This window comes from Mucilaginibacter sp. 320_HR (assembly GCF_059691875.1).
On the sequence record NZ_JCAWAI010000003.1, the window covers coordinates 208,240 to 228,037 of the forward strand.

The window sequence follows — 19,798 nt, forward strand, 5'->3', positions numbered from 1 at the left end:
GCTAATCTTTTAGTCTTAATTGTTTAACGCTAACCTGTTTTTTTGTGCTACCGGCTTTACCTCAGCAAATTTCAGATCTTTTTTGATCTGATCGGTAAGGTAAGGCTTCTGTTGAGCCAACCACGCCTGGTATTCAGCCTCAGTTACCACACGAACTATCTTTTTCATGTTATAGTGTGCACCACCGCAAATCTTATTGCAACGCACGTCATATTCAAAGGCAGGGTCACCAAGTTTACGCTGCATTTCTGCAGTGGTTATAGTTGGCGTAAATTTGAAATAGGTTGGCAATCCCGGTACAGCATTTAGCTGAACACGCATGTGTGGTATATAAACGCTGTGGATAACATCCTGTGCGTGAATATTTAGTTTTATGGATTTACGTACCGGCATATACATAGTATCAGCCTGTAAATCGTCCATGCTATATCTGTCTTTGAAATCAACACCAACTTTATTGGTACCGCTTACCAATTTGTAATCAGTTCTGCCTAATCGTCCGTCATTACCTGGGTAACGTAGTTCCCATGCAAACTGGTGACCGGTGATATCAATATTGATGGAAGCTTGCTCACCTTTAGCATCAACAGTGTTCATGATCTGCTGCCAGGTGAAAAAACCAAAGATAACCAATACGGTAAGCACAATTGCAGGTGCAATGGTCCATATTTTTTCTATGGTATTGTTGTGAGGCAAATAATGACCGCGGCGTTTCTCTGAATAACGGTAACGGAATAAAAAGGAAAACAACAATATCTGTGTAACAAAGAAAACAACCAGTGTAATACCAGTAGTAGTCCAGAACATCTGATCTATTTTAACGCCATGTGCCGATGCTGATTCTGGTAATATTTGACTTCCCTGTACAGTAAGCGACCAATATGCGCCATATAAACCTGCTATTAAGAATACCAGGCAAAAAATGCCCATTACATTGTTCCAGTTAATTGGCTTTTTATTCTGGATCTGTTGGGTAAGATCATAAACACGCAATATTTTACCTACAATGCCTATTACAAAACATACTACAATAAACAGCAATACGTAGTAGCCCGGGCCTAGCCAAACACTTGGTGCAGCATCTCCCTTAAGAGTGGTAGCGCCCGGATCTTTGGTTGCGTCCTGAGCCATCAGCAGGTTTGTGCCCAACAGCATAAACGCAGCTAATAGCGAAAGCATTTTTTTAGAACTAATTAAACTTTTGAATCCCATTTTATTGGTTTTTTGATGCTGTATTTCAGTTTGCAAATTTAACAATTATTATATGTGATGGTGCAGACTCTCCTGTAAGAACGGATGTTTTTTAGGCACCAGGGAACTGAACTTGCTCAGCGCAGTAAGCATGCAGAAGGTAAATAAACCGGCAAAGCCAATAAATGTACCCAACTCTTCTACGATTGACTTACCAATGTTCATGGTACCCTCTTCAACAGTGCCCGGCATAACCATCAGGTAATAATCTAACCAGTGACCGATGATAAGCACAATACAGGTAAGTACCATACGGTTCATTAAACGCTTGGCGTCTCTTGACATTAACAACAGCAAAGGCGCAAGGAAGTTAAGAACAATGTTAAGCCAGAACCACCATTTGTACTCAGGCTCCCACCTCTTGTAGAAATATACAGACTCCTCAGGCATGTTAGCATACCAGGTTAAGAAGAACTGTGCAAACCATACGTAAGTCCAGAATATTGAAAAACCAAATATCAGTTTACCAAAATCATGAAGATGGTTCTCAGTAACCCATGTAAAGTGGCCCTTCTTCTGCAGCAGTACAATAGTAAGCGCCATGATAGCTAAACCTACAACGTGCATAGCAGCAAGGTTATACCAGCCAAACATAGTTGAAAACCAGTGAGCCTCAAGGGACATGATGGTGCCGAATGCAAATATTGGGAAGGTAAAACCGAAAATAACCAGGAATATACATGACAGCTTAAAGCTTTTGTCATAATTGCGCATGCCACCTTCTGAGTCTTCGTCATTTGATGCTTTTGTTAAAGCCCAGCCGAAGTAGCTGTATGCAGCTAATAACACTACAAGCATACCGAAGAAGAATGGTATATTAAGGAACGGTGCTTTACCTGCAATAATAGGATCATAGTTTTCCGACGCCGGATCGGTTAAGCCGTGCGTAGCCCAATGTGCATACAGGTATGGAACCATCTCCTTTTTACCGTGTTCTACAACCTCGTGTGTGTTAATAAGACCTAAAGTAACAACGATGATCAATATAACACTGGCTATAGGCAGCACTTTTGCAAATGCCTGGGGCACCCTTATAACCGATGCAGACCAACCTGCCTGTGCTACATACTGGTACGCCATAAAAAATACGCCGCAAGTACATACGCATACAAAGTAGTATGACATCAGCAGCAGGTTGCTATAGGTGGTTTGCACATGCTCGCCGCCCATAATAAAGCCGGCCGCAATACATATAACACCAATTACAATGGCAACCAAACTCCACGTTTTGGCTGTACCGCCAAATTCAAATTTTTCTTCTATTGTATTATGATGAGCCATTTTCTTGATAAGATCTTATTGTTGTTGTAATTGGTGAACATACATTACTATCTTCCAGCGCTCCTCCGGAGCCACCTGTGATGCGTAAGAGCCCATGGCATTTACACCGTAAGTAATGGTATGATATATCTTTCCATCGGTAAGGTCTTTCATGGCGCCACCGCGTGATGATTGCCCTTTTGAGTACGACGGCGGAGCCGGATATCCATGCTGTACAACTGTACCATCACCTTGTCCGTTTACACCATGGCACGGAGAGCAAAAGGTGGTGAACAGTGCTTTTCCATCTGCAAGGTTTTGTGCATTTGCAGCAAGCGGATTGGTTACTTCAGTGCTTGCTAACTGATACCCTGCGTTATTATTAGGATAGTCAAAACGTTTAAAGCCGATAGGTATAGTACCAGCCGGTGGTACCTGCGCGGTTTTCCCATCCTTAAAGTTTGGGTTAGCCTGGTCGTATTCGTATGCGATATGCTCGTACATATTGGGAGCGTATTGCCAGCCCGTGCTACGCCTATCCTTGCACGACGTGATAACGATCGATGCAGCGATAACGAAAGCCGTTGTACCCAATATTTTTATTTTATTCATAGCTAACATATTTTCTGTTGTTATGCTTTACTTCTACAGCTCCTGCTTCTTTTAATAAATTGGTTATATCCTCGTGAGGTACGTTTCCTTTAGCGTCAACTGCTATCACGAAGCGGTCATCGGTAGCACGCAGGTCCATTACCCTTGGCGCACGTCCGGGGAAAAGGTGTGTTGCTGCGAAAAAGGTAAGTGTCATACCAAATGCCGTGAATAAGATGGTCCACTCAAATGTGAAAGGAACAAAGTTAGGCATGGCAAAGTGCGGTTTACCACCAACGTTCATTGGCCAGTCATGCACAAGCGTGTAATAAAGGATGCTAAATATTACCGTCGCACCCAGGCAACCGAAGCAAAAAGCTGCATAGCCCAAACGAGATTCCTTAACACCCAGTTTGTCCTCAATACCATGGATAGGCATTGGAGTGTACACGTCATAAATCGGGATGCTATTTTTCTGCAGCTTCTCTATCCCGTGCATCATATCATCGGGATCATCAAATAAGCCTAATATAAATTTTGTGCTACTCATTTTTATACTTTTTCGTAATCAGACATGTCAACACTGTCAAACTTCACCAGCGATTCTTTATAGTACTGCACTTCTGCAGGGTCCAGGTGACCTTCGTCAATTAATTTCTTTTTAGACTGCTCGCTTGCTGATTTCAGCAATAGTTTCACTTCGGCCATTGCCACAGATGGCAGCACCCTGATGAACAGCAGGAACATGGTAAAGAACAAGCCTATAGAGCCGATGAACACGGCCACATCTACCCATGTAGGATAGAACATTACCCAGCTTGAAGGGATATAGTCGCGGTGAAGAGAGGTTACGATGATCACGAAACGTTCGAACCACATACCTATGTTCACGATGATAGACAAGAACCAGGAAAACTTGATGTTTCTGCGCAGTTTACTGCTCCAAAACACCTGCGGAGAGATCACGTTACAGCTCATCATGCTCCAGTATGCCCACCAGTACGGACCGGTAGCACGGTTGATGAAAGCATATTGTTCGTATTCTACACCAGAGTACCAGGCAATAAAGAACTCAGTGATGTAAGCCACACCTACGATAGAACCGGTCAACATGATGATCTTGTTCATCGACTCAATATGGAACATGGTGATGTAGTTCTCCAGTCCTAAAACCTTTCGGGTAACCAACAGTAGCGTTTGCACCATTGCGAAACCAGAGAAGATAGCACCGGCAACGAAGTATGGAGGGAAGATGGTGGTATGCCATCCCGGTTCCAGTGAAGTTGCAAAGTCAAAGGATACAATGGTGTGTACCGAAAGTACCAGTGGTGTTGAGATACCTGCCAGGATTAGTGACACGGTCTCGAAACGCTGCCAGGTTTTTACTGAACCTGTCCAGCCGAATGACATTACCGAATATATACGGCGGCGTAAGCCTGTTGCACGGTCACGGATAGATGCGATATCAGGTAACAAACCAGTGTACCAGAATACTAATGATACAGAGAAGTAAGTAGAGATCGCAAACACGTCCATCATCAGTGCCGAGTTCCAGTTTACCCAAAGTGAGCCGTACTGGTTAGGAAGCGGCAGTGTGAAATATGCCAACCAAGGGCGGCCCATGTGCGCTACAATGTATGTAGCGGCGCAAATTACCGCAAAGATGGTCATCGCCTCTGCAGAGCGGTTAATAGAGTTACGCCAGTTTTGGCGGAACAGCAATAGTACCGCAGAGATAAGCGTACCAGCGTGACCGATACCTACCCACCATACGAAACCGGTGATGTCCCATGCCCAGCCTACTGTTTTGTTCAATCCCCATTCGCCAAGGCCATACCAAAAGGTAAGGCTGATAGCTATTACCCAAAGTAAAGCGCCCATGCTGGCTACGGTAAAACCTATCCACCAGGCTTTATTCGGTTTATTTTCTACAGGGTACAATACATCGTTAGTAATCTTGGCATAGGTGATGTCCTTGCCCGTAATTAACGGTTCCCTGATTATCGATTCACTGTGAGATGCCATATATTATAAATCTCTTGTAATAATTAAGCCTGTAATTCTGATAATGTATTCCTTACTTTAACCTGGTAGCCAATACCTGGTTTCACGTTAAGCTCTTCTAACACGTAGTAAGTTCTTTCGCTCTTAAGCGCTTTTGATACTTCAGAGTTAGGGTCATTCGCGTTACCAAATATGATCGCTTTAGCCGAGCAGGTTTGCGCACAGGCAACCTGTACATCACCATCCTTAAGCGGGCGTTTCTCTATTTTGGCTTTAAGCTTACCAGCCTGTATACGCTGTACGCACATAGTACATTTTTCCATTACACCGCGGAAACGGGTAGTAACATCAGGATTAAGTACCAGTTGAGTATGTTCGTTGCTCAGGTAGTTGTCAAAACGTGAATCGTTCCAGTAGTTAAACCAGTTAAAACGACGTACTTTGTAAGGGCAGTTGTTAGCGCAATAACGTGTGCCTACGCAACGGTTGTAAGCCATTTGGTTAAGGCCTTCTGATGAGTGTACGGTAGCTAATACCGGGCAAACAGTTTCACAAGGAGCATGGTCGCAGTGCTGGCAAAGCATTGGTTGGTGCACTACAGACACATTGTCAAAGTTCTCCAGCTTATCAATATCTTTTTCTTTGGTTACGTCAAGGTTACCCTTGCCATCATCGTAGCTGTAGTAACGATCGATGCGGATCCAGTGCATTTCGCGACGGCGTCCAACTTCTTCTTTACCTACAACCGGGATGTTGTTCTCTACGTTACAAGCAACCACGCAGGCACCGCAACCTGTACAAGCGTTCAGGTCAATGGCCATTACCCAGTTGTATGCAGGGCGTTCGTACTCGTCCCAAAGATCGTATGTTTCTTTTTCTTCTTCCTTGCCGCTGTTAGAGGCAGGGTTCTTTAAGTAATCCTTCAGCGTAGTTTCGCGGATAACATTGCGGCCCTCAAAAGAGTGGTGCGTTTGTGTTTGCGAAAGCGGGAATACATCACCGGTAGCAGTTACCGTAGCCGGCGCGCTGGTTTGGAATGTACCATTGCGGAAGCTATGGAAAGGGAAAGCATTTTTACCAACACCATTACCAACTAATCCGGCATGTGTACGGCCGTAACCAACAGCTACAGATACTGTACCTTGTGCCTGTCCTGGCTGTGATAATACCGGCAGTGAAATAGAATAGCCATTGGCATCTATTGTAACTACTTCAAATTCTTCTAAACCAAGTTTTTTAACGTCAGACGGAGACATGGCTGCAAAGTTGTCCCAGGTAACTTTAGATACCGGGTCTGGCAGCTCCTGCAACCATGGGTTATTTGCTTTTTTACCATCGCGCATTGCTACGGTTTGGTAAATCTGTAGCTCTACCTTATTGCCTGATGCTAGTTGGTTGCTATGGTTGATAATGGTTTGTGCTACAGCGTTCAGGTCTAAATTGAACGTGTAAGTACCGGCCGGAGCAGCAGGGGCTTTAATAAAGCCGTTTTGCAATACGGTTTCCCAACCTGCCTGTCCTGCTAAGCCACCTTTAGCCAACAGGTTTGTATTCCAGTTATTTCTAACGTAAGTGTAGTAATCTTTTACAGGGTTGTTGCTCCACAACAGCATGCTTTGTTCGGCCTGGCGTGTATTGTACACCGGATTGATAGTTGGCTGCTGTATAGTGTAGTAACCGGCAACAGCGTTATCATCACCCCATCCCTCTAAGTAGTGGTGGTTAGGGGCAACAACATTACAGGTGTTAGCAGTTTCATCCAGGTGATGAGCAAATGATACACGAAGTTTAACTTTCTTTAAAGCTGCCTGTATGTCTTTTACATTAAAGTAATCGTATACCGGGTTAGCATCCAGGAAGAATACCGCGTCAACTTCGCCGCGTTTTGCTTCGTTTACAAATTCAACCAGTTCCGCGTCGTTACCTTTATATTGTAATGACGGATTGTCCAGATCGATAGTAGTACCGTAGCTGCCCAGTAAAGAGTTAATTGCGTTTACCAGTACTTGTGTTGCCACATCATTGCTGCCGGCAACAACCAGTGCGCGCCCTTTTGCTGCAACAAGTTCTTTAGCTGCCAGGATAATCGCCTTATCAGCACTAGCGTTGGTCAGCTTTTTCGAACCTGGTAATGTAGTTCCGGATATAGCGTTGTAAAGGTTAACCAGTGCAATACCTTCTTCAGACGGCTTTATTGGCATACGCACGTCAGCGTTAGTACCTGTCATGCTCATACCAGTTTCGAACTGGATGTGGCGCGACATCTTTTTGCCTTCAAGCGATTTGTTATTCCTGTTAGTTACGTACTGGCTGCTAAATTCTTCACCAGAGATCCAGGTACCCAGAAAGTCTGCACCAAAGCTTACAATAACATCAGCTTTACCAAAATCATAGTGAGGGATAACTGCCTTACCAAAGCTGTTTTGGTTAGCCTGTATAATACCGGTATATGATACCGCGTCGTAGTTAATGTGTTTAGTGTTCGGATAAGCAGCAACAAAATCAGCAATAACAGCTAACGTAGATGGGCTGTGTACGGTTGATGTAATGATGCGTATCTTTTTACCACCCGCTTTTATAGATGCCAGGTTGTTACGAACAAGAGCGTCAAGCTGTGTCCAGCCTGTTTCACCACCGTTAACCATTGGCTCTTTTACACGCGTATTGTCGTATAGTTCAAGTACAGACGCCTGCGCCTGTGCACTTAAGCCACCTTTAGACAAAAGATCGTTAGGGTTACCTTCTATTTTAATAGGGCGGCCTTCGCGTGTCTTAACCAGTATAGCATTACCTTCAAAAGTAGATGTATAATAGTTAGCCACACCAGGAGTTACCTCTTCAGGCTTTATTAGGTATGGTATTGATTTATGTACCGGTACTTTTTGGCAAGCAGCCAATGTTACCGCACCCACACCAAAACCAAGCGCCTTTAAAAAATCGCGGCGCGGTGTTTTGCTGGATAAGCCACCACCGCTTAATACCTCTTCGATAGGTATAGGCTCGGCAAACTCATGTTTGTTCTTCTCAACAAATTCTGGCGTCCTGTTTAGTTCCTCTAAACCTTTCCAGTATTTTTTATTGCTATCCATTTAAGCTATATAAACTGTAATGTTAAGTTCTCTTGTGTTGTGATCTTGTTATTAATAGTGGCACTTAGCGCATTCAAGGCCGCCCAGCATTGCAGGAGTTACTTTCTCGCCTTTCTTGATCTTATCGTGAGCAGCAAGTATTTTGTCGTAGTAAGCGCTGCCTTTAGAGTTGATCTCGGTGCGTTTGTGGCACTGTATACACCATTTCATTGTAAGTGGCGAGTACTGGTAAACTTCCTGCATGTTCTGCACCTGGCCGTGGCAAGTCTGGCATTTTATTGCACCAACCTTAACGTGTTGTGAGTGGTTAAAGTAAGCCAGATCTGGCAGGTTATGTATACGCACCCACTGAATAGGGCGAGCCTTAGTGCTGTCGTATTTCTGCGTCTCAGGATTGTAGCCCAAAGCATCATATATCTTATGTATCTCCGGAGACTCTGTTTTAACCACCTTGTGGCAGTTCATACAAACATTAAGCGATGGGATAGCTGCGTTCTTTGATTTAAATGCGCCGGTGTGGCAGTACTGGCACTCAATTTTCATTACACCTGCGTGCAACTTGTGAGAATATTTTATAGGCTGTACTGGTTGGTAACCCTGGTGAACGTTGGTATTCCACATAGTAACCCAGCTCCAGCTGCCTAAACCAATAACACCGCATAGCACTATAAAGAATACCAGTTTCTTGTTTTTGAGAGCGCGTTTTACGCCTGCAAGCCTGTCAGCTTTTACAGCTTCAACTTCAGTAACCTCTTCGTCTTCAAGCGCTAAACCACCTCTTTTAAGCAATAAGCGCTCCAGTGTGGCAATTACCTTGTTTAATACAAGTATAACGATGAAGGCAATAACGATTACGCCAATCAGTCCCCATATTAACAACGAGCTTGGGCCGCTTTCTGCTGCAGCACCTGTAGAACCAGCCTGGCCGGCAGCAGGCTTGTCCTGCATTTTCTTCCATTCACCGCGTACATAGGTAAGCACATTAGCAACATCAGCATCGCTCAGCTCGGCAAAAACCGTCATGTTGGCCTGGTTGTACTCGTTGTAGATCTTCAGTGCCTTTGGATCTTTAGCCGCAATAAGCGCCTGATTGTTCTGGATCCATTTAGTAAGGTACTTGTCGTCCGTTTCCTGGGTAACCTGCGGACCAAGTGCCGGGCCGGTCATCCTGGTCTCGATCTTGTGACAGGCGGTACATTTAGATTTGAAAATTGCTTCTCCTTTTGCCGCATCTGCCTGGGCATTTGCGCTTAAGCTGCAAATAGCCAAACCGGCAACCAGTAAAAGCGATTTTGAGAATTGTTTAAAGATCAATGAGATATTTCTCATAAAGTGTATTTATGCTAAATAATTATATTATTAATGTGTGAAACGGACGTAAAGATGTATGTTTTACCCAATTTTTCAGCCACAAAAGTATGATTTATTACAGTACGACTGACAAATTAGTGACACTAAACTCTAATTTATAATCGTTCTAAACAAATCAAAAAACCCCTCTAAACATATCGTAAAGGGGGTTTTTGAAAGAAATTTATCGTTAAAAGAAAACTTCAGATTTTTTGATTTTTTCAAAAAAATGGTTATTGTTTTAATATCCACGCAAAAATGAGTGGTGCAACAATTGTCGCATCGCTCTCTACGATAAATTTGGGCGTATTGATGTCGAGTTTGCCCCAGGTAATCTTTTCGTTTGGTACTGCGCCTGAGTATGAGCCGTATGAGGTAGTAGAATCTGAAATTTGGCAGAAGTAACTCCAAAACGGAATGTTCTCCATCTCCATATCCTGGTAAAGCATAGGTACAACGCAAATTGGGAAATCTCCGGCAATACCGCCGCCTATCTGGAAAAAACCAAGTCCTTTACCGTCCGAATTTTTAACGTACCAATCAGCAAGCCATGCCATGTACTCTATACCGCTCTTCATGGTGCTGGCTTTCATCTGGCCTTTTATAACGTACGATGCAAATATATTTCCCATAGTAGAGTCTTCCCATCCGGGTACAACTATTGGCAGGTTGCGCTCGGCAGCTGCCAGCATCCATGAGTTCTTAGGATCTATCTCGTAATATTGCTCCAGCTCTCCGCTAAGCAATATCTTATACATAAACTCATGCGGAAAGTAGCGCTCACCCGCGTCATCAGCATCCTTCCATATCTTATGAATATGTTTTTGCAAACGGCGAAAAGCTTCTTCTTCCGGTATACAAGTATCGGTAACACGATTGTAGTGGTTCTCTAAAAGATCCCACTCGTCCTGTGGGCTCAGGTCGCGATAGTTTGGCACACGCTTGTAGTGCGAGTGGGCAACCAGGTTCATGATGTCTTCTTCGAGGTTAGCACCTGTGCATGATATAATATCTATCTTACCCTGACGGATCATCTCGGCAAGCGAGATGCCCAACTCGGCAGTACTCATAGCACCGGCCAGGCTAAGCAGCATTTTACCGCCTTCCAGCAGGTGGGTCTCGTATCCTTTGGCCGCATCCATTAAAGCAGCAGCATTAAAGTGCAGGTAATTTTTCTCTATAAACTGAGATATAGGGCCTCTTTCTGTACTCATCTTCTTAATTCTTAATTATTTTGCAAAAGTAGGCATTTTGAGCACACCAATATTTTTAAATTCCAATTTGAACGTCACGGCGGTTTTCAAGCTATCTTAGCCGCCTTATCGTATGAAAAAATTTGCCGTTACAATACTTCTTGCCCTGGGCGTTATACCTGCCTTTTCTCAGATAAAGAGTATTAAAAAAGTTATTTACCGTATGTACTTCGAGAAGGACAGTACAAAAAAGCCCAGTTTTGTATTACTGCCGGTCATCAGTTCGGCACCGGAAACAGGCCTTGAACTTGGCGGTTCTGCGCTGTATTCTTTTTATACCGATACTGTTAACGCATTCACCCGCGTATCTAACATCTTTGCCTATGGTACACTTACCAGCAAGGGACAAAGCCGCATAAACCTAAGCACCAACTATTGGCTGCCCGGCAACAAATACCATATTACTGCCGCCGTGGGTTACATTAACTTTCCTTTTGATTTTTATGGAATCGGCAATAACACGATAAAAGCCAATGCTGACAGGTTAGGTCAGAAACGCTTCCGCTTTGCTTTTACTGCTGAAAAAAGCATAGGAACAAACGTTTACATAGGGATTGTAGGCGGAGCTTTAGATTACCGCTTTAAGGATGTTGATAATGCCGGAATTTTTGAGACCGACCCCAATATTAAAGGGCGGCACGGGGGTACAACGCTTTACCTGGGGCCAAGCTTTGTTTATGACGGACGGAATAACAATACTTACACCACCAAAGGAGCTATAATAACCAGCTACTTTGATTTTAGAAAAGGTACGGGCAATAACAGCAGCTATAACGGCGGGTTATTCAATTTTGAGTACGCCCAATTTTTTAGGCTAAGCAAAAGGGTTGTACTTGGCTTTGATGTGCAGGAACAAAGTATGACCGGCGCGCAATCTCCTTTTTACTTATTGCCCGCTTTGGGAAGTGACGAAATGATGCGGGGCTACTATAACGGCCGTTTCCGCGATCGTAACCTGCTGGCTGCACAGACTGAACTTCGGTATCGTTTAAGCGACCGAATTGGGGTAGTAGGTTTTGCAGGCACCGGTCAGGTTTTTAACAAGACCTTCAGTTTTGACGAATTTAAACCCAATTACGGTGGAGGGTTGCGATACTTCTTTGACACCGAAAAAGGGCTGAGCATCCGCGTTGATTACGGGATCGGAGAAAAACGCGCCGGTGAGAGCAGGCAAAGCGGCTTTTATGTTGGTTTAGGAGAAGCGTTTTAGGTGTCCCACATTGCCACGTTTTGGGTGTCCCAACGACTGATTAGAAAAAGGTTGTTTTTGTCGTTATAATATTAAATTTAAGACACTTAACTAAGTCCAGGTAAAGTTTTACAACTGTCCCGCTTTCGAAAATGAAACATCGTAAATAGCTGATAGTCAACAATGATGTATCCCAAAGTGTCCCAGCTGTCCCGCTCGCCAAGCGAGACACTTAATGATACGCAAACGCCTTAAAACCTAATCTTGAAATGCTCTTTTTGGGCGCGGTCCTTTTTAAAGAATACCAGTCCTATCCAAAAAAGATCAACAGTGATCATTACTTGAGGATGCGACTTTATCTCGGCCCAAGCTTCTTTCATCCCTTCGCTCCAGTAAATATCGTCAAATATCAACAGCGTATTTTCATGTACGCGGGGTAAGCATTGGTTAAAGTAGTTTAAAGTGGCCGCTTTAGTGTGGTTACCGTCTATGTATACCAAATCGAGCTGTTCTTGTCTGCTTAAAACGCTATCAAGTGTATCGTCAAAGTTGCCTGTCACCAGCTCTATGTCGTTCACGCCGGCTCGTTCAAAAACCTCTTTAGCTACACCAGCGGTTTGCGGGCAACCTTCAAGCGTGTATACTTTCGCTTCCGGAGCAGCCTCGTGCAGATAAAGCGATGTTATGCCAAGGCAAGTGCCCAGTTCTACAATATTGCGCGGCTTTACAAATGCTGCTATGCGGTAAAGCAATTGTGCAAGTTTTGGCGGTTTAAGCGCGTTAATGGTTATATCACTAATTTTTTTGCGATTGCTCTTGTTAACGCGCGAACCTGCACCAAGGTCAGTAACGTTGATATAGCGATCATCGACCAACAATTGATCGCGTTCCTGTTCTATTTTATCGTAAGCAGCTTTGGGCTTTAAATCGTAGATCACTCCATCTACCAGTTTGTAAACGAATGGCGAGTGCAAACCATGACGGTTTTTTGACGTTAGCCTGTGCAACAGAAAATCCTTGGTGAACGTTAGTTTAGACATCAGTATAATGCTGTAAAAGTATACAAACTTTATTATTTTAGCAGATAGAGATATGATCAATCCAACAGAAGTAAATTCCCTCATACGTTTACTGGACGATCCGGATGCGGAAATTTTTGGCCATGTGCACCAAAAGCTGCTTTCCTATGGCGCAGAAGCTATAGAGTACCTGGAGAGCGCATGGGAACAAGCCTTTGACCCTATACAACAAGAACGCATAGCAAACCTGGTGCACGAAATACAATTCGGCACCGTAAAAAACGACTTACAATTGTGGTACCAGGGTGGCGCGTTCGACCTGCTGCAGGGTATACTTATTGTTAACCGCTACCAATACCCCGATCTTGATGAGCAAAAGGTTATAAACCAGATTGAAGCCATAAAGCGTGATATATGGCTGCAAATGAACAATGAAGGCAGCCCGGTGGAGCAGATAAAGCTGATGAACCATGTTTTTTATAGCATACATGGCTTTAGCGGCAACACCAGCAATCACCGCGATCCTCAGAATAGCTACATTAACCAGGTACTAGAAAGTAAAAAGGGTAACCAGATCTCATTGGCTATCATTTATTCCATAATCGCTCAAAAGCTGGATATACCTGTATATGGCGTTAACCTGCCTCAGCACTTTATACTAGCCTATATGGATGAAAGCCGCGAATCCGACTTTGAGGGCGGTATATTGTTCTACATTAATGCGTTCAACAAGGGCTTTATATTTGGCCGCAGGGATGTAGATATGTTCCTGAAGCAGCTTAATCTGATATTTGATAGGCAGTTTTACGAGCCATGCTCTAACACTGATATCATTAAACGTGTTATTCGCAACCTAATAAGCGCATACGAGCATGCCGGGGCATCGGAAAAGGTAGATGAGTTACAGGAGTTACTTAATATACTTGATCCGCTTACTCCCTAAATTATTGTTTCAACCAACCGTTATCATTCATCCATATTCTAGCCCAATCAAACCAGTTGGTTGTGCTGCGTGGGTTTTTTAAACCGAAACCGTGACCACCAGACGGCACTATGTGCAACTCTGCTTTTACCTTTTTTTTCACCAGCGCTTCGTACATCATTAGCGCGTTTTCTACAGGCACCACATCGTCATCTTCTGCATGGACGATGAAGGTGGGCGGTGTGTTTGAGGTAACCTGCTTCTCGTTAGAGTACAGGTCTGCCATGTCCTGCGATGGTGATTTACCTATTAAGTTTTCTTTAGAGCCTGCGTGTGTCTTCTCTCCGAAGGTAATAACGGGATATATCAGCATCATAAAGTCCGGGCGGACACTGATGTTGTTCTTATTGTCTATTACTACGTTATCGAAATGTGTACCCGCGATTGATGCCAGGTGACCTCCCGCTGAAAAGCCTATTATGCCTATGCGATTGGCACTTACCCCCCATTTGGCGGCATCCTGCCGAACCATTTGAATGGCTCGCTGCGCATCTTGCAGTGGCCCTATGGCTTTGTCTTTCATAATGCTATCGCTTGGTAGCCTGTACTTCAGCACAAAGGCTGTTACGCCTATTTTGTTGAACTCCTGTGCTATTGCCACGCCTTCATGTGCTGATGCAAGGCCGGCATACCCACCACCCGGAAACACAATAACAGCAGTACCATTAGCAGTACCTTTAGCCGGAATATAGGGCGTTAATGTAGGTACGCTTACCTTAGCTATCCACGAGGTCTCATTAATGGTTTCTTTATAGGTTGCCGGCGTTGGTTTAGAGTTGGGCACACCATTAGGGTACAACGGAATGGCCTTTTCCTGCCCTAAAACGGCTGATGAAAATAGCATGGCAAGCAGTATAAGTTTAACACTTTTCATGAAGATTGGTATAGCTGGTTATAAAAGCTAATGTATAAAATAGACACTGATTAAACACCACCAAAAACACCAAAGTGTTCAGCTTTTTTTGTGCCCGATGCATTTGAACACCTGTTGAACGCAACATCATCTTTCCGGTAAAAACCGCAAAATTAACTACGCCGGCACAGTTTTACGCCAAAAATCTATTCAGCAATCTTCAAAAACCGCAGCTTTTTACAAGGCTATTTTCAATTTTATTTGCAGTGAATAGTATAAAATACAGGTTAAATTCCAGCACTTTTCACCAATAAAAAAGGCTGCCCTTACAAGCAGCCTTAAAGCATTATCGGTTGGTTATTTATCACCACCAAACTCCATCAGGTAAGCCTTCAGAAATTCGTTGAGGTCGCCGTCCAGCACGGCGGACGCGTTGGAGGTTTCATGATCGGTACGCAAATCTTTCACCAGCTTGTAAGGATGCAGCACATAGTTGCGAATCTGCGAACCCCACTCTATCTTCTTCTTGTTGCCCTCAATAGCGTTGGTCAGCTCCATGCGCTTGCGCATCTCAATTTCATACAACTGCGATTTAAGCAAGCGGATAGCATTATCTTTGTTCTGCAATTGCGAGCGCGACTCCTGGTTTTTAATGATAATGCCCGACGGTTTGTGGTATAACCTTACGGCGGTTTCTACCTTGTTCACGTTCTGCCCGCCGGCACCACCAGAGCGGAAGGTTTCAAACTCTATATCAGCAGGGTTTATGTCTATCTCTATTGTATCGTCTACCAACGGGTATACATAAACCGATGCAAAAGAGGTGTGCCTCTTGGCATTTGCATCAAACGGCGAAACCCTTACCAGGCGGTGTACACCATTTTCCCCTTTCAGGTAGCCGTACGCAAAATCGCCTTCCAGCTGCAGGGTTACGGTTTTTACACCGGCAACATCGCCCGGCTGGTAATCCTGCTCGGTAACCTTATAGCCGTTCTTTTCGCCCCACATAATGTACATGCGCATAAGCATACCTGCCCAGTCGCAGCTTTCGGTACCGCCTGCGCCGGCAGTTATCTGCAATACGGCATTCAGCTGGTCTTCCTCGGCGCTCAGCATGTTCTTAAACTCCAGCTCCTCAACAGCGGTAACAGCCTGGTTAAACTGCTCCTGCATTTCCTTCTCGGTAGCGTCGCCCGCCTGGAAGAATTCGAAAAGCACGCCTGTATCTTCAACAACCGACTCTACCTTCTGGAAGGCGTCGGTCCATACTTTTTTAACTTTTATGGAAGCCAGCACCTTTTCGGCTTCTTTCGGATGATCCCAAAAGTTTGGACCTATGGTTATCTCCTGTTCTTTTTGCATTGCATCGAGTTTATTATCGATGTCAAAGATGCCTCCTCAGGGACGTTACTCTGTCCCTTAAATCCTGAACGTTCTCTTTAGTCATGCCGCAAATATATAAAATTGGAAAAAGCGCTCCACAAAAAAGGCCTGCTTTGCAAATGCAACGCAGGCCTTCAGTATTTAGTTTTTGTTTTATGCTATCTTAAGCTGGGCCAGCAGCATGCTCATGTCTGCTACGTCGCCGCCCAGTTTGGTCAGTATAGATCTTAAAGCAAAATCCTTGTTCTGCTCGCTTTTAGATTGTTTTATCATCTCCTGCATTACCGGCGGTACAAGCGCTTTGGATATCTCCATTGCCTGCGCAGGAGAAATCTGGTAAAATTTATCAAGCTTATTGGCAAACTTGTTAACGGCGCTGCTAATAAGCGGGCTGTTGTAAATACCCGTGAACTGGAAGTATTTTACCAGCTCTTTAAGCTTACCATTTTCCATCTGGCCTTTAAGCACTTCAATAATAGTACTTGAGGCATCATTCATCACCGCTTCATGGTATTTTGCATCCACAGCAGGGTTGTTAATAACAGCCTCTCCGGCGTTATTTTTAACAAGGGTATACAGTTTGCTGAACATAACAATTAAAGTTTTATAAGTAGATTGAGAGATTGATGACGAACAGGGGACTTGTTTATCAACAAAACAAATATAACAAAATTATTTTTTGAAAAGTAAAATAATTAGCGAACTATGTTGAAAAAATGACAATTATCAGGTGTATGATTTACACTATGTTACAGGTGTAAAAAACACACTCTGCAACACCTAAAAGCCATAATTTCAATTTTAATTTACTCGGGTAAATTAACTTCTTACTTTTACTAAAAACATAACAACTATGCTGCCTAACGTTGATTTTACCACTACCCAATCTTATAAATACCTGGCCGACCACTATGTAGATATTGCGCCAAAACACCTTAAAGATTTATTTGACGCTGATGCTGAACGCTTTAAAAAGTTTTCGCTGCAGTTTGACGACATCCTGCTGGATTACTCTAAAAACCGCATAGACGAGGAAACCCTGGCATTGCTTATACAGCTAGCCCGCGAGTGTGGTGTAAAAGATGCAATTGATGCCATGTTTTCTGGTCAGAAAATAAACATTACCGAAGGCCGCCCCGTACTGCATGTGGCCCTGCGCAACCGCAGCAATACACCCGTACTGGTTGACGGTAAGGACGTAATGCCAGATGTGAACCGTGTGCTTGACCAAATGAAGACTTTTAGCGAAGCGATCATCTCGGGCGAATGGAAAGGTTACACCGGCAAGCCCATAACTGACGTAGTAAACATTGGCATTGGCGGAAGCGACTTGGGGCCGGTAATGGTCACGGAAGCACTAAAAGCTTACAAGAACCACCTGAACATGCACTTTGTGTCAAACGTGGATGGTACACATATAGTAGAGACACTTAAAAGTGTTAACCCGGAGACCACGCTGTTCCTTATTGCTTCAAAAACCTTTACCACGCAGGAAACTATGGGTAACGCGCACAGCGCGCGCGACTGGTTCGTAGCCGCCGGTGCTAAAGACGAGGACGTAGCCAAACACTTTGCAGCCCTCTCTACCAATGCCGAAGGCGTGGCCAAGTTTGGTATCGATACAAAAAACATGTTCGAGTTTTGGGATTGGGTAGGCGGAAGGTATTCTTTGTGGAGCGCCATTGGCCTGTCTATCGCGCTTAGCATAGGCTTTGAAAACTTTACGGAGTTGCTTGCCGGGGCACACGCCATGGATAATCACTTTAAAAGCACAGAGTTTGAGGAAAACCTGCCTGCAATACTTGCATTGGTAGGCATTTGGTATAACAACTTCTTTGATTCGGAAACTGAGGCTATACTACCTTACGACCAGTACATGCACCGCTTTGCAGCATACTTTCAGCAGGGCGACATGGAAAGCAACGGCAAGTATGTAAGCCGTGCCGGCAAACCGGTGGACTACTCTACCGGCCCTATTATCTGGGGAGAGCCGGGGACCAATGGGCAGCACGCCTTTTACCAGCTGATACACCAGGGCACAAAACTGATCCCATGCGACTTTATAGCGCCAGCACAAAGCCACAACCCGCTTGGCGAACATCATAACATGTTACTCTCTAACTTTTTTGCTCAAACCGAGGCACTGATGAACGGCAAAACAGAGGAAGTGGTGATTGACGAGCTAAAGAAAGCCGGTAAGAGCGACGAGGAGATAGCTAAGATAGCGCCATTTAAGGTGTTTGAAGGCAATCGCCCAACTAACTCTATACTGGTTAAAAAGATTACTCCGCGCTCTTTGGGATCGTTGATAGCCATGTACGAGCACAAGATATTTGTACAGGGTATAATCTGGAACATCTACAGCTTTGACCAATGGGGCGTTGAACTGGGTAAACAATTGGCGGGTAAGATACTGCCTGAGCTTAAAGGTGGTGAAGAGATCAGCTCGCATGATTCCAGCACTAATGGATTGATCAATCAGTATAAAGCCTGGAGGTAATCTGGCTCATATACTGACAAAAAGCTCTAATAACCTAGAAGTTGTTAGAGCTTTTTCGTTTATATGATTCTTTTATGTTTATGCGTACAAAGTAGTGACTCTCGTCTAATCAGCATCCGGGAGTAGATTTCCTGCGGCATTGCTCGTGTTGGTTATGAACGCATGTGATTGGGGCATAGCATAGCCTGTGCTCTTACTTTCTTTTTTTCCGCAAAAAAGAAAGTAACAAAGAAAAAACTCGCGGCTGTATAACAGGCTGTTTAAGTTAGTCTTCCTTCAGTGTCTGTGCTGGCCGCCTGTTCTAAGGCCGCATTGCTTGGAGTCGTTATGTCCGTCGCCATTATATTTGAAAAGAATTAAGCGTGGGCAAAGTCAGAGCAAGCGGGCCAGTGCAGGCGGGAATGGCGGTTTAGCTTTTGTATGATGCGGCCAAAGGCCGTCATCCAAAAAAGCGTAAGAACCGGCAGGGCGCGTAGGGTAGCATTTGCTCTGACTTGATTTTTCTTTTGGTTACTTTTCTTTGTATCAAGACAAAGAAAAGTAACATCCACAAGCGTGTCGATAAACAACTGCCATACCTAAGTAGCACTAAATCAAAGACTACCCCTGTTTTTCTTTCTCCAAATCCTTTTGCCCGTAATTTGCTGTTGGATAGTAGGCACGCTCCTGCTCTTTTGGACTAGGGCCATACTCATTAGAATGATATTGTCCGTCTGCCAATAACAACCAAAAACTATAAAGGGGTATCAGCTGAAAAAAGCCGCTGTTGCCCAGATCGTGGCAGCGCTTTGCGCCCTGGGCATACCTGAACCAGAACAGCGGGATAAATCCAAGCGCATAGGTGCCGCTTTGCTGGTGTGCAATTTGGGTGCAAAGGAAAACAGCACAACCAATGGTAATAAGGACCGAGTAACCGTACTCCTGCCGTCGTATACGGCCGTCGAAAGAAAATGGGTCTGTGAACATGGCTTTATTTAGGTTGTATAAATATACAAATACCTTATTATTCTGCAAACGAACGTTAATGCATCAGCACCACGTCGGAACCTATAAAGAAGTGAAGTACAATGTTGG

Annotated in this window: 16 protein-coding genes; 3 read left to right on the forward strand and 13 right to left on the reverse strand. The window is 44.2% G+C overall.

Translation table 11 applies throughout. The features are described 5' to 3' along the window. Positions 1–15 precede the first annotated feature (15 nt). The 8 genes from AC59GT_RS11520 to AC59GT_RS11555 form a co-directional block, all read right to left on the reverse strand. On the reverse strand, positions 16–1,212 hold the full coding sequence (locus AC59GT_RS11520; RefSeq protein WP_497237766.1) for a cytochrome c oxidase subunit II: 1,197 nt from the start codon (positions 1,210–1,212) through the stop codon (positions 16–18). Positions 1,213–1,260: 48 nt separating this feature from the next. Then, positions 1,261–2,532: a quinol:cytochrome C oxidoreductase gene (locus AC59GT_RS11525; RefSeq protein ID WP_117383718.1), complete on the reverse strand. Its 1,272-nt coding sequence runs from the start codon at positions 2,530–2,532 to the stop codon at positions 1,261–1,263. 15 nt (positions 2,533–2,547) lie between these two features. Continuing rightward, positions 2,548–3,123 (reverse strand): c-type cytochrome, encoded by a 576-nt coding sequence (locus tag AC59GT_RS11530; RefSeq protein ID WP_317127857.1) that lies wholly within the window; start codon positions 3,121–3,123, stop codon positions 2,548–2,550. Continuing rightward, positions 3,116–3,652, reverse strand: coding sequence for a DUF3341 domain-containing protein (locus AC59GT_RS11535; RefSeq protein WP_117383716.1), 537 nt, complete (start codon positions 3,650–3,652; stop codon positions 3,116–3,118). The genes AC59GT_RS11530 and AC59GT_RS11535 overlap by 8 nt, the downstream gene beginning before the upstream one ends. Positions 3,653–3,654: 2 nt before the next feature. Next, positions 3,655–5,127, reverse strand: coding sequence for an NrfD/PsrC family molybdoenzyme membrane anchor subunit (nrfD, locus tag AC59GT_RS11540; RefSeq protein WP_497237767.1), 1,473 nt, complete (start codon positions 5,125–5,127; stop codon positions 3,655–3,657). Between the two features lie 23 nt (positions 5,128–5,150). Beyond that, positions 5,151–8,195 (reverse strand): TAT-variant-translocated molybdopterin oxidoreductase, encoded by a 3,045-nt coding sequence (locus tag AC59GT_RS11545; protein WP_497237768.1) that lies wholly within the window; start codon positions 8,193–8,195, stop codon positions 5,151–5,153. A 51-nt stretch (positions 8,196–8,246) separates the two neighbouring features. Continuing rightward, complete coding sequence (locus AC59GT_RS11550; protein WP_497237769.1) at positions 8,247–9,524, reverse strand: c-type cytochrome; 1,278 nt, start codon at positions 9,522–9,524, stop codon at positions 8,247–8,249. A gap of 254 nt (positions 9,525–9,778) precedes the next feature. After that, positions 9,779–10,759, reverse strand: coding sequence for a deoxyhypusine synthase family protein (locus tag AC59GT_RS11555; RefSeq protein ID WP_497237770.1), 981 nt, complete (start codon positions 10,757–10,759; stop codon positions 9,779–9,781). Between the two features lie 112 nt (positions 10,760–10,871). On the opposite strand from AC59GT_RS11555, the gene AC59GT_RS11560 reads away from it, so the two are divergent. Continuing rightward, a complete protein-coding gene (locus tag AC59GT_RS11560) occupies positions 10,872–12,008 on the forward strand; it encodes a BamA/TamA family outer membrane protein (RefSeq protein ID WP_497237771.1) in 1,137 nt (378 codons plus the stop codon). Positions 12,009–12,238: 230 nt separating this feature from the next. On the opposite strand, the gene AC59GT_RS11565 is transcribed toward AC59GT_RS11560, so the two are convergent. Beyond that, positions 12,239–13,027: an O-methyltransferase gene (locus AC59GT_RS11565; RefSeq protein WP_497237772.1), complete on the reverse strand. Its 789-nt coding sequence runs from the start codon at positions 13,025–13,027 to the stop codon at positions 12,239–12,241. 52 nt (positions 13,028–13,079) lie between these two features. Here AC59GT_RS11565 and AC59GT_RS11570 point away from each other — a divergent pair, with 52 nt between their 5' ends. After that, positions 13,080–13,949 carry a transglutaminase-like domain-containing protein gene (locus AC59GT_RS11570; protein WP_497237773.1) on the forward strand — a complete coding sequence of 290 codons (870 nt, stop codon included), beginning with the start codon at positions 13,080–13,082 and terminating at the stop codon, positions 13,947–13,949. Between the two features lies 1 nt (position 13,950). Here the strand turns inward: AC59GT_RS11570 and AC59GT_RS11575 are convergent, their stop codons facing one another. From AC59GT_RS11575 to AC59GT_RS11585, 3 genes are all read right to left on the reverse strand, one after another. Beyond that, positions 13,951–14,862 carry an alpha/beta hydrolase gene (locus AC59GT_RS11575; protein WP_497237774.1) on the reverse strand — a complete coding sequence of 304 codons (912 nt, stop codon included), beginning with the start codon at positions 14,860–14,862 and terminating at the stop codon, positions 13,951–13,953. 336 nt (positions 14,863–15,198) lie between these two features. After that, positions 15,199–16,288 (reverse strand): peptide chain release factor 2 gene (gene prfB / locus AC59GT_RS11580; protein WP_497237775.1). Its coding sequence is split into 2 segments (ribosomal slippage): positions 15,199–16,227 and positions 16,229–16,288, totalling 1,089 coding nucleotides; the frame shifts between segments, so codons are not numbered across the junction. An 89-nt stretch (positions 16,289–16,377) separates the two neighbouring features. Next, positions 16,378–16,815: a hypothetical protein gene (locus AC59GT_RS11585; protein ID WP_497237776.1), complete on the reverse strand. Its 438-nt coding sequence runs from the start codon at positions 16,813–16,815 to the stop codon at positions 16,378–16,380. Between the two features lie 262 nt (positions 16,816–17,077). On the opposite strand from AC59GT_RS11585, the gene pgi reads away from it, so the two are divergent. Then, a complete protein-coding gene (gene pgi, locus AC59GT_RS11590; RefSeq protein ID WP_497237777.1) occupies positions 17,078–18,724 on the forward strand; it encodes a glucose-6-phosphate isomerase in 1,647 nt (548 codons plus the stop codon). Positions 18,725–19,324: 600 nt separating this feature from the next. Here pgi and AC59GT_RS11595 read toward each other — a convergent pair. Beyond that, positions 19,325–19,690, reverse strand: coding sequence for a DUF805 domain-containing protein (locus tag AC59GT_RS11595; protein WP_497237778.1), 366 nt, complete (start codon positions 19,688–19,690; stop codon positions 19,325–19,327). Positions 19,691–19,798: the final 108 nt, after the last annotated feature.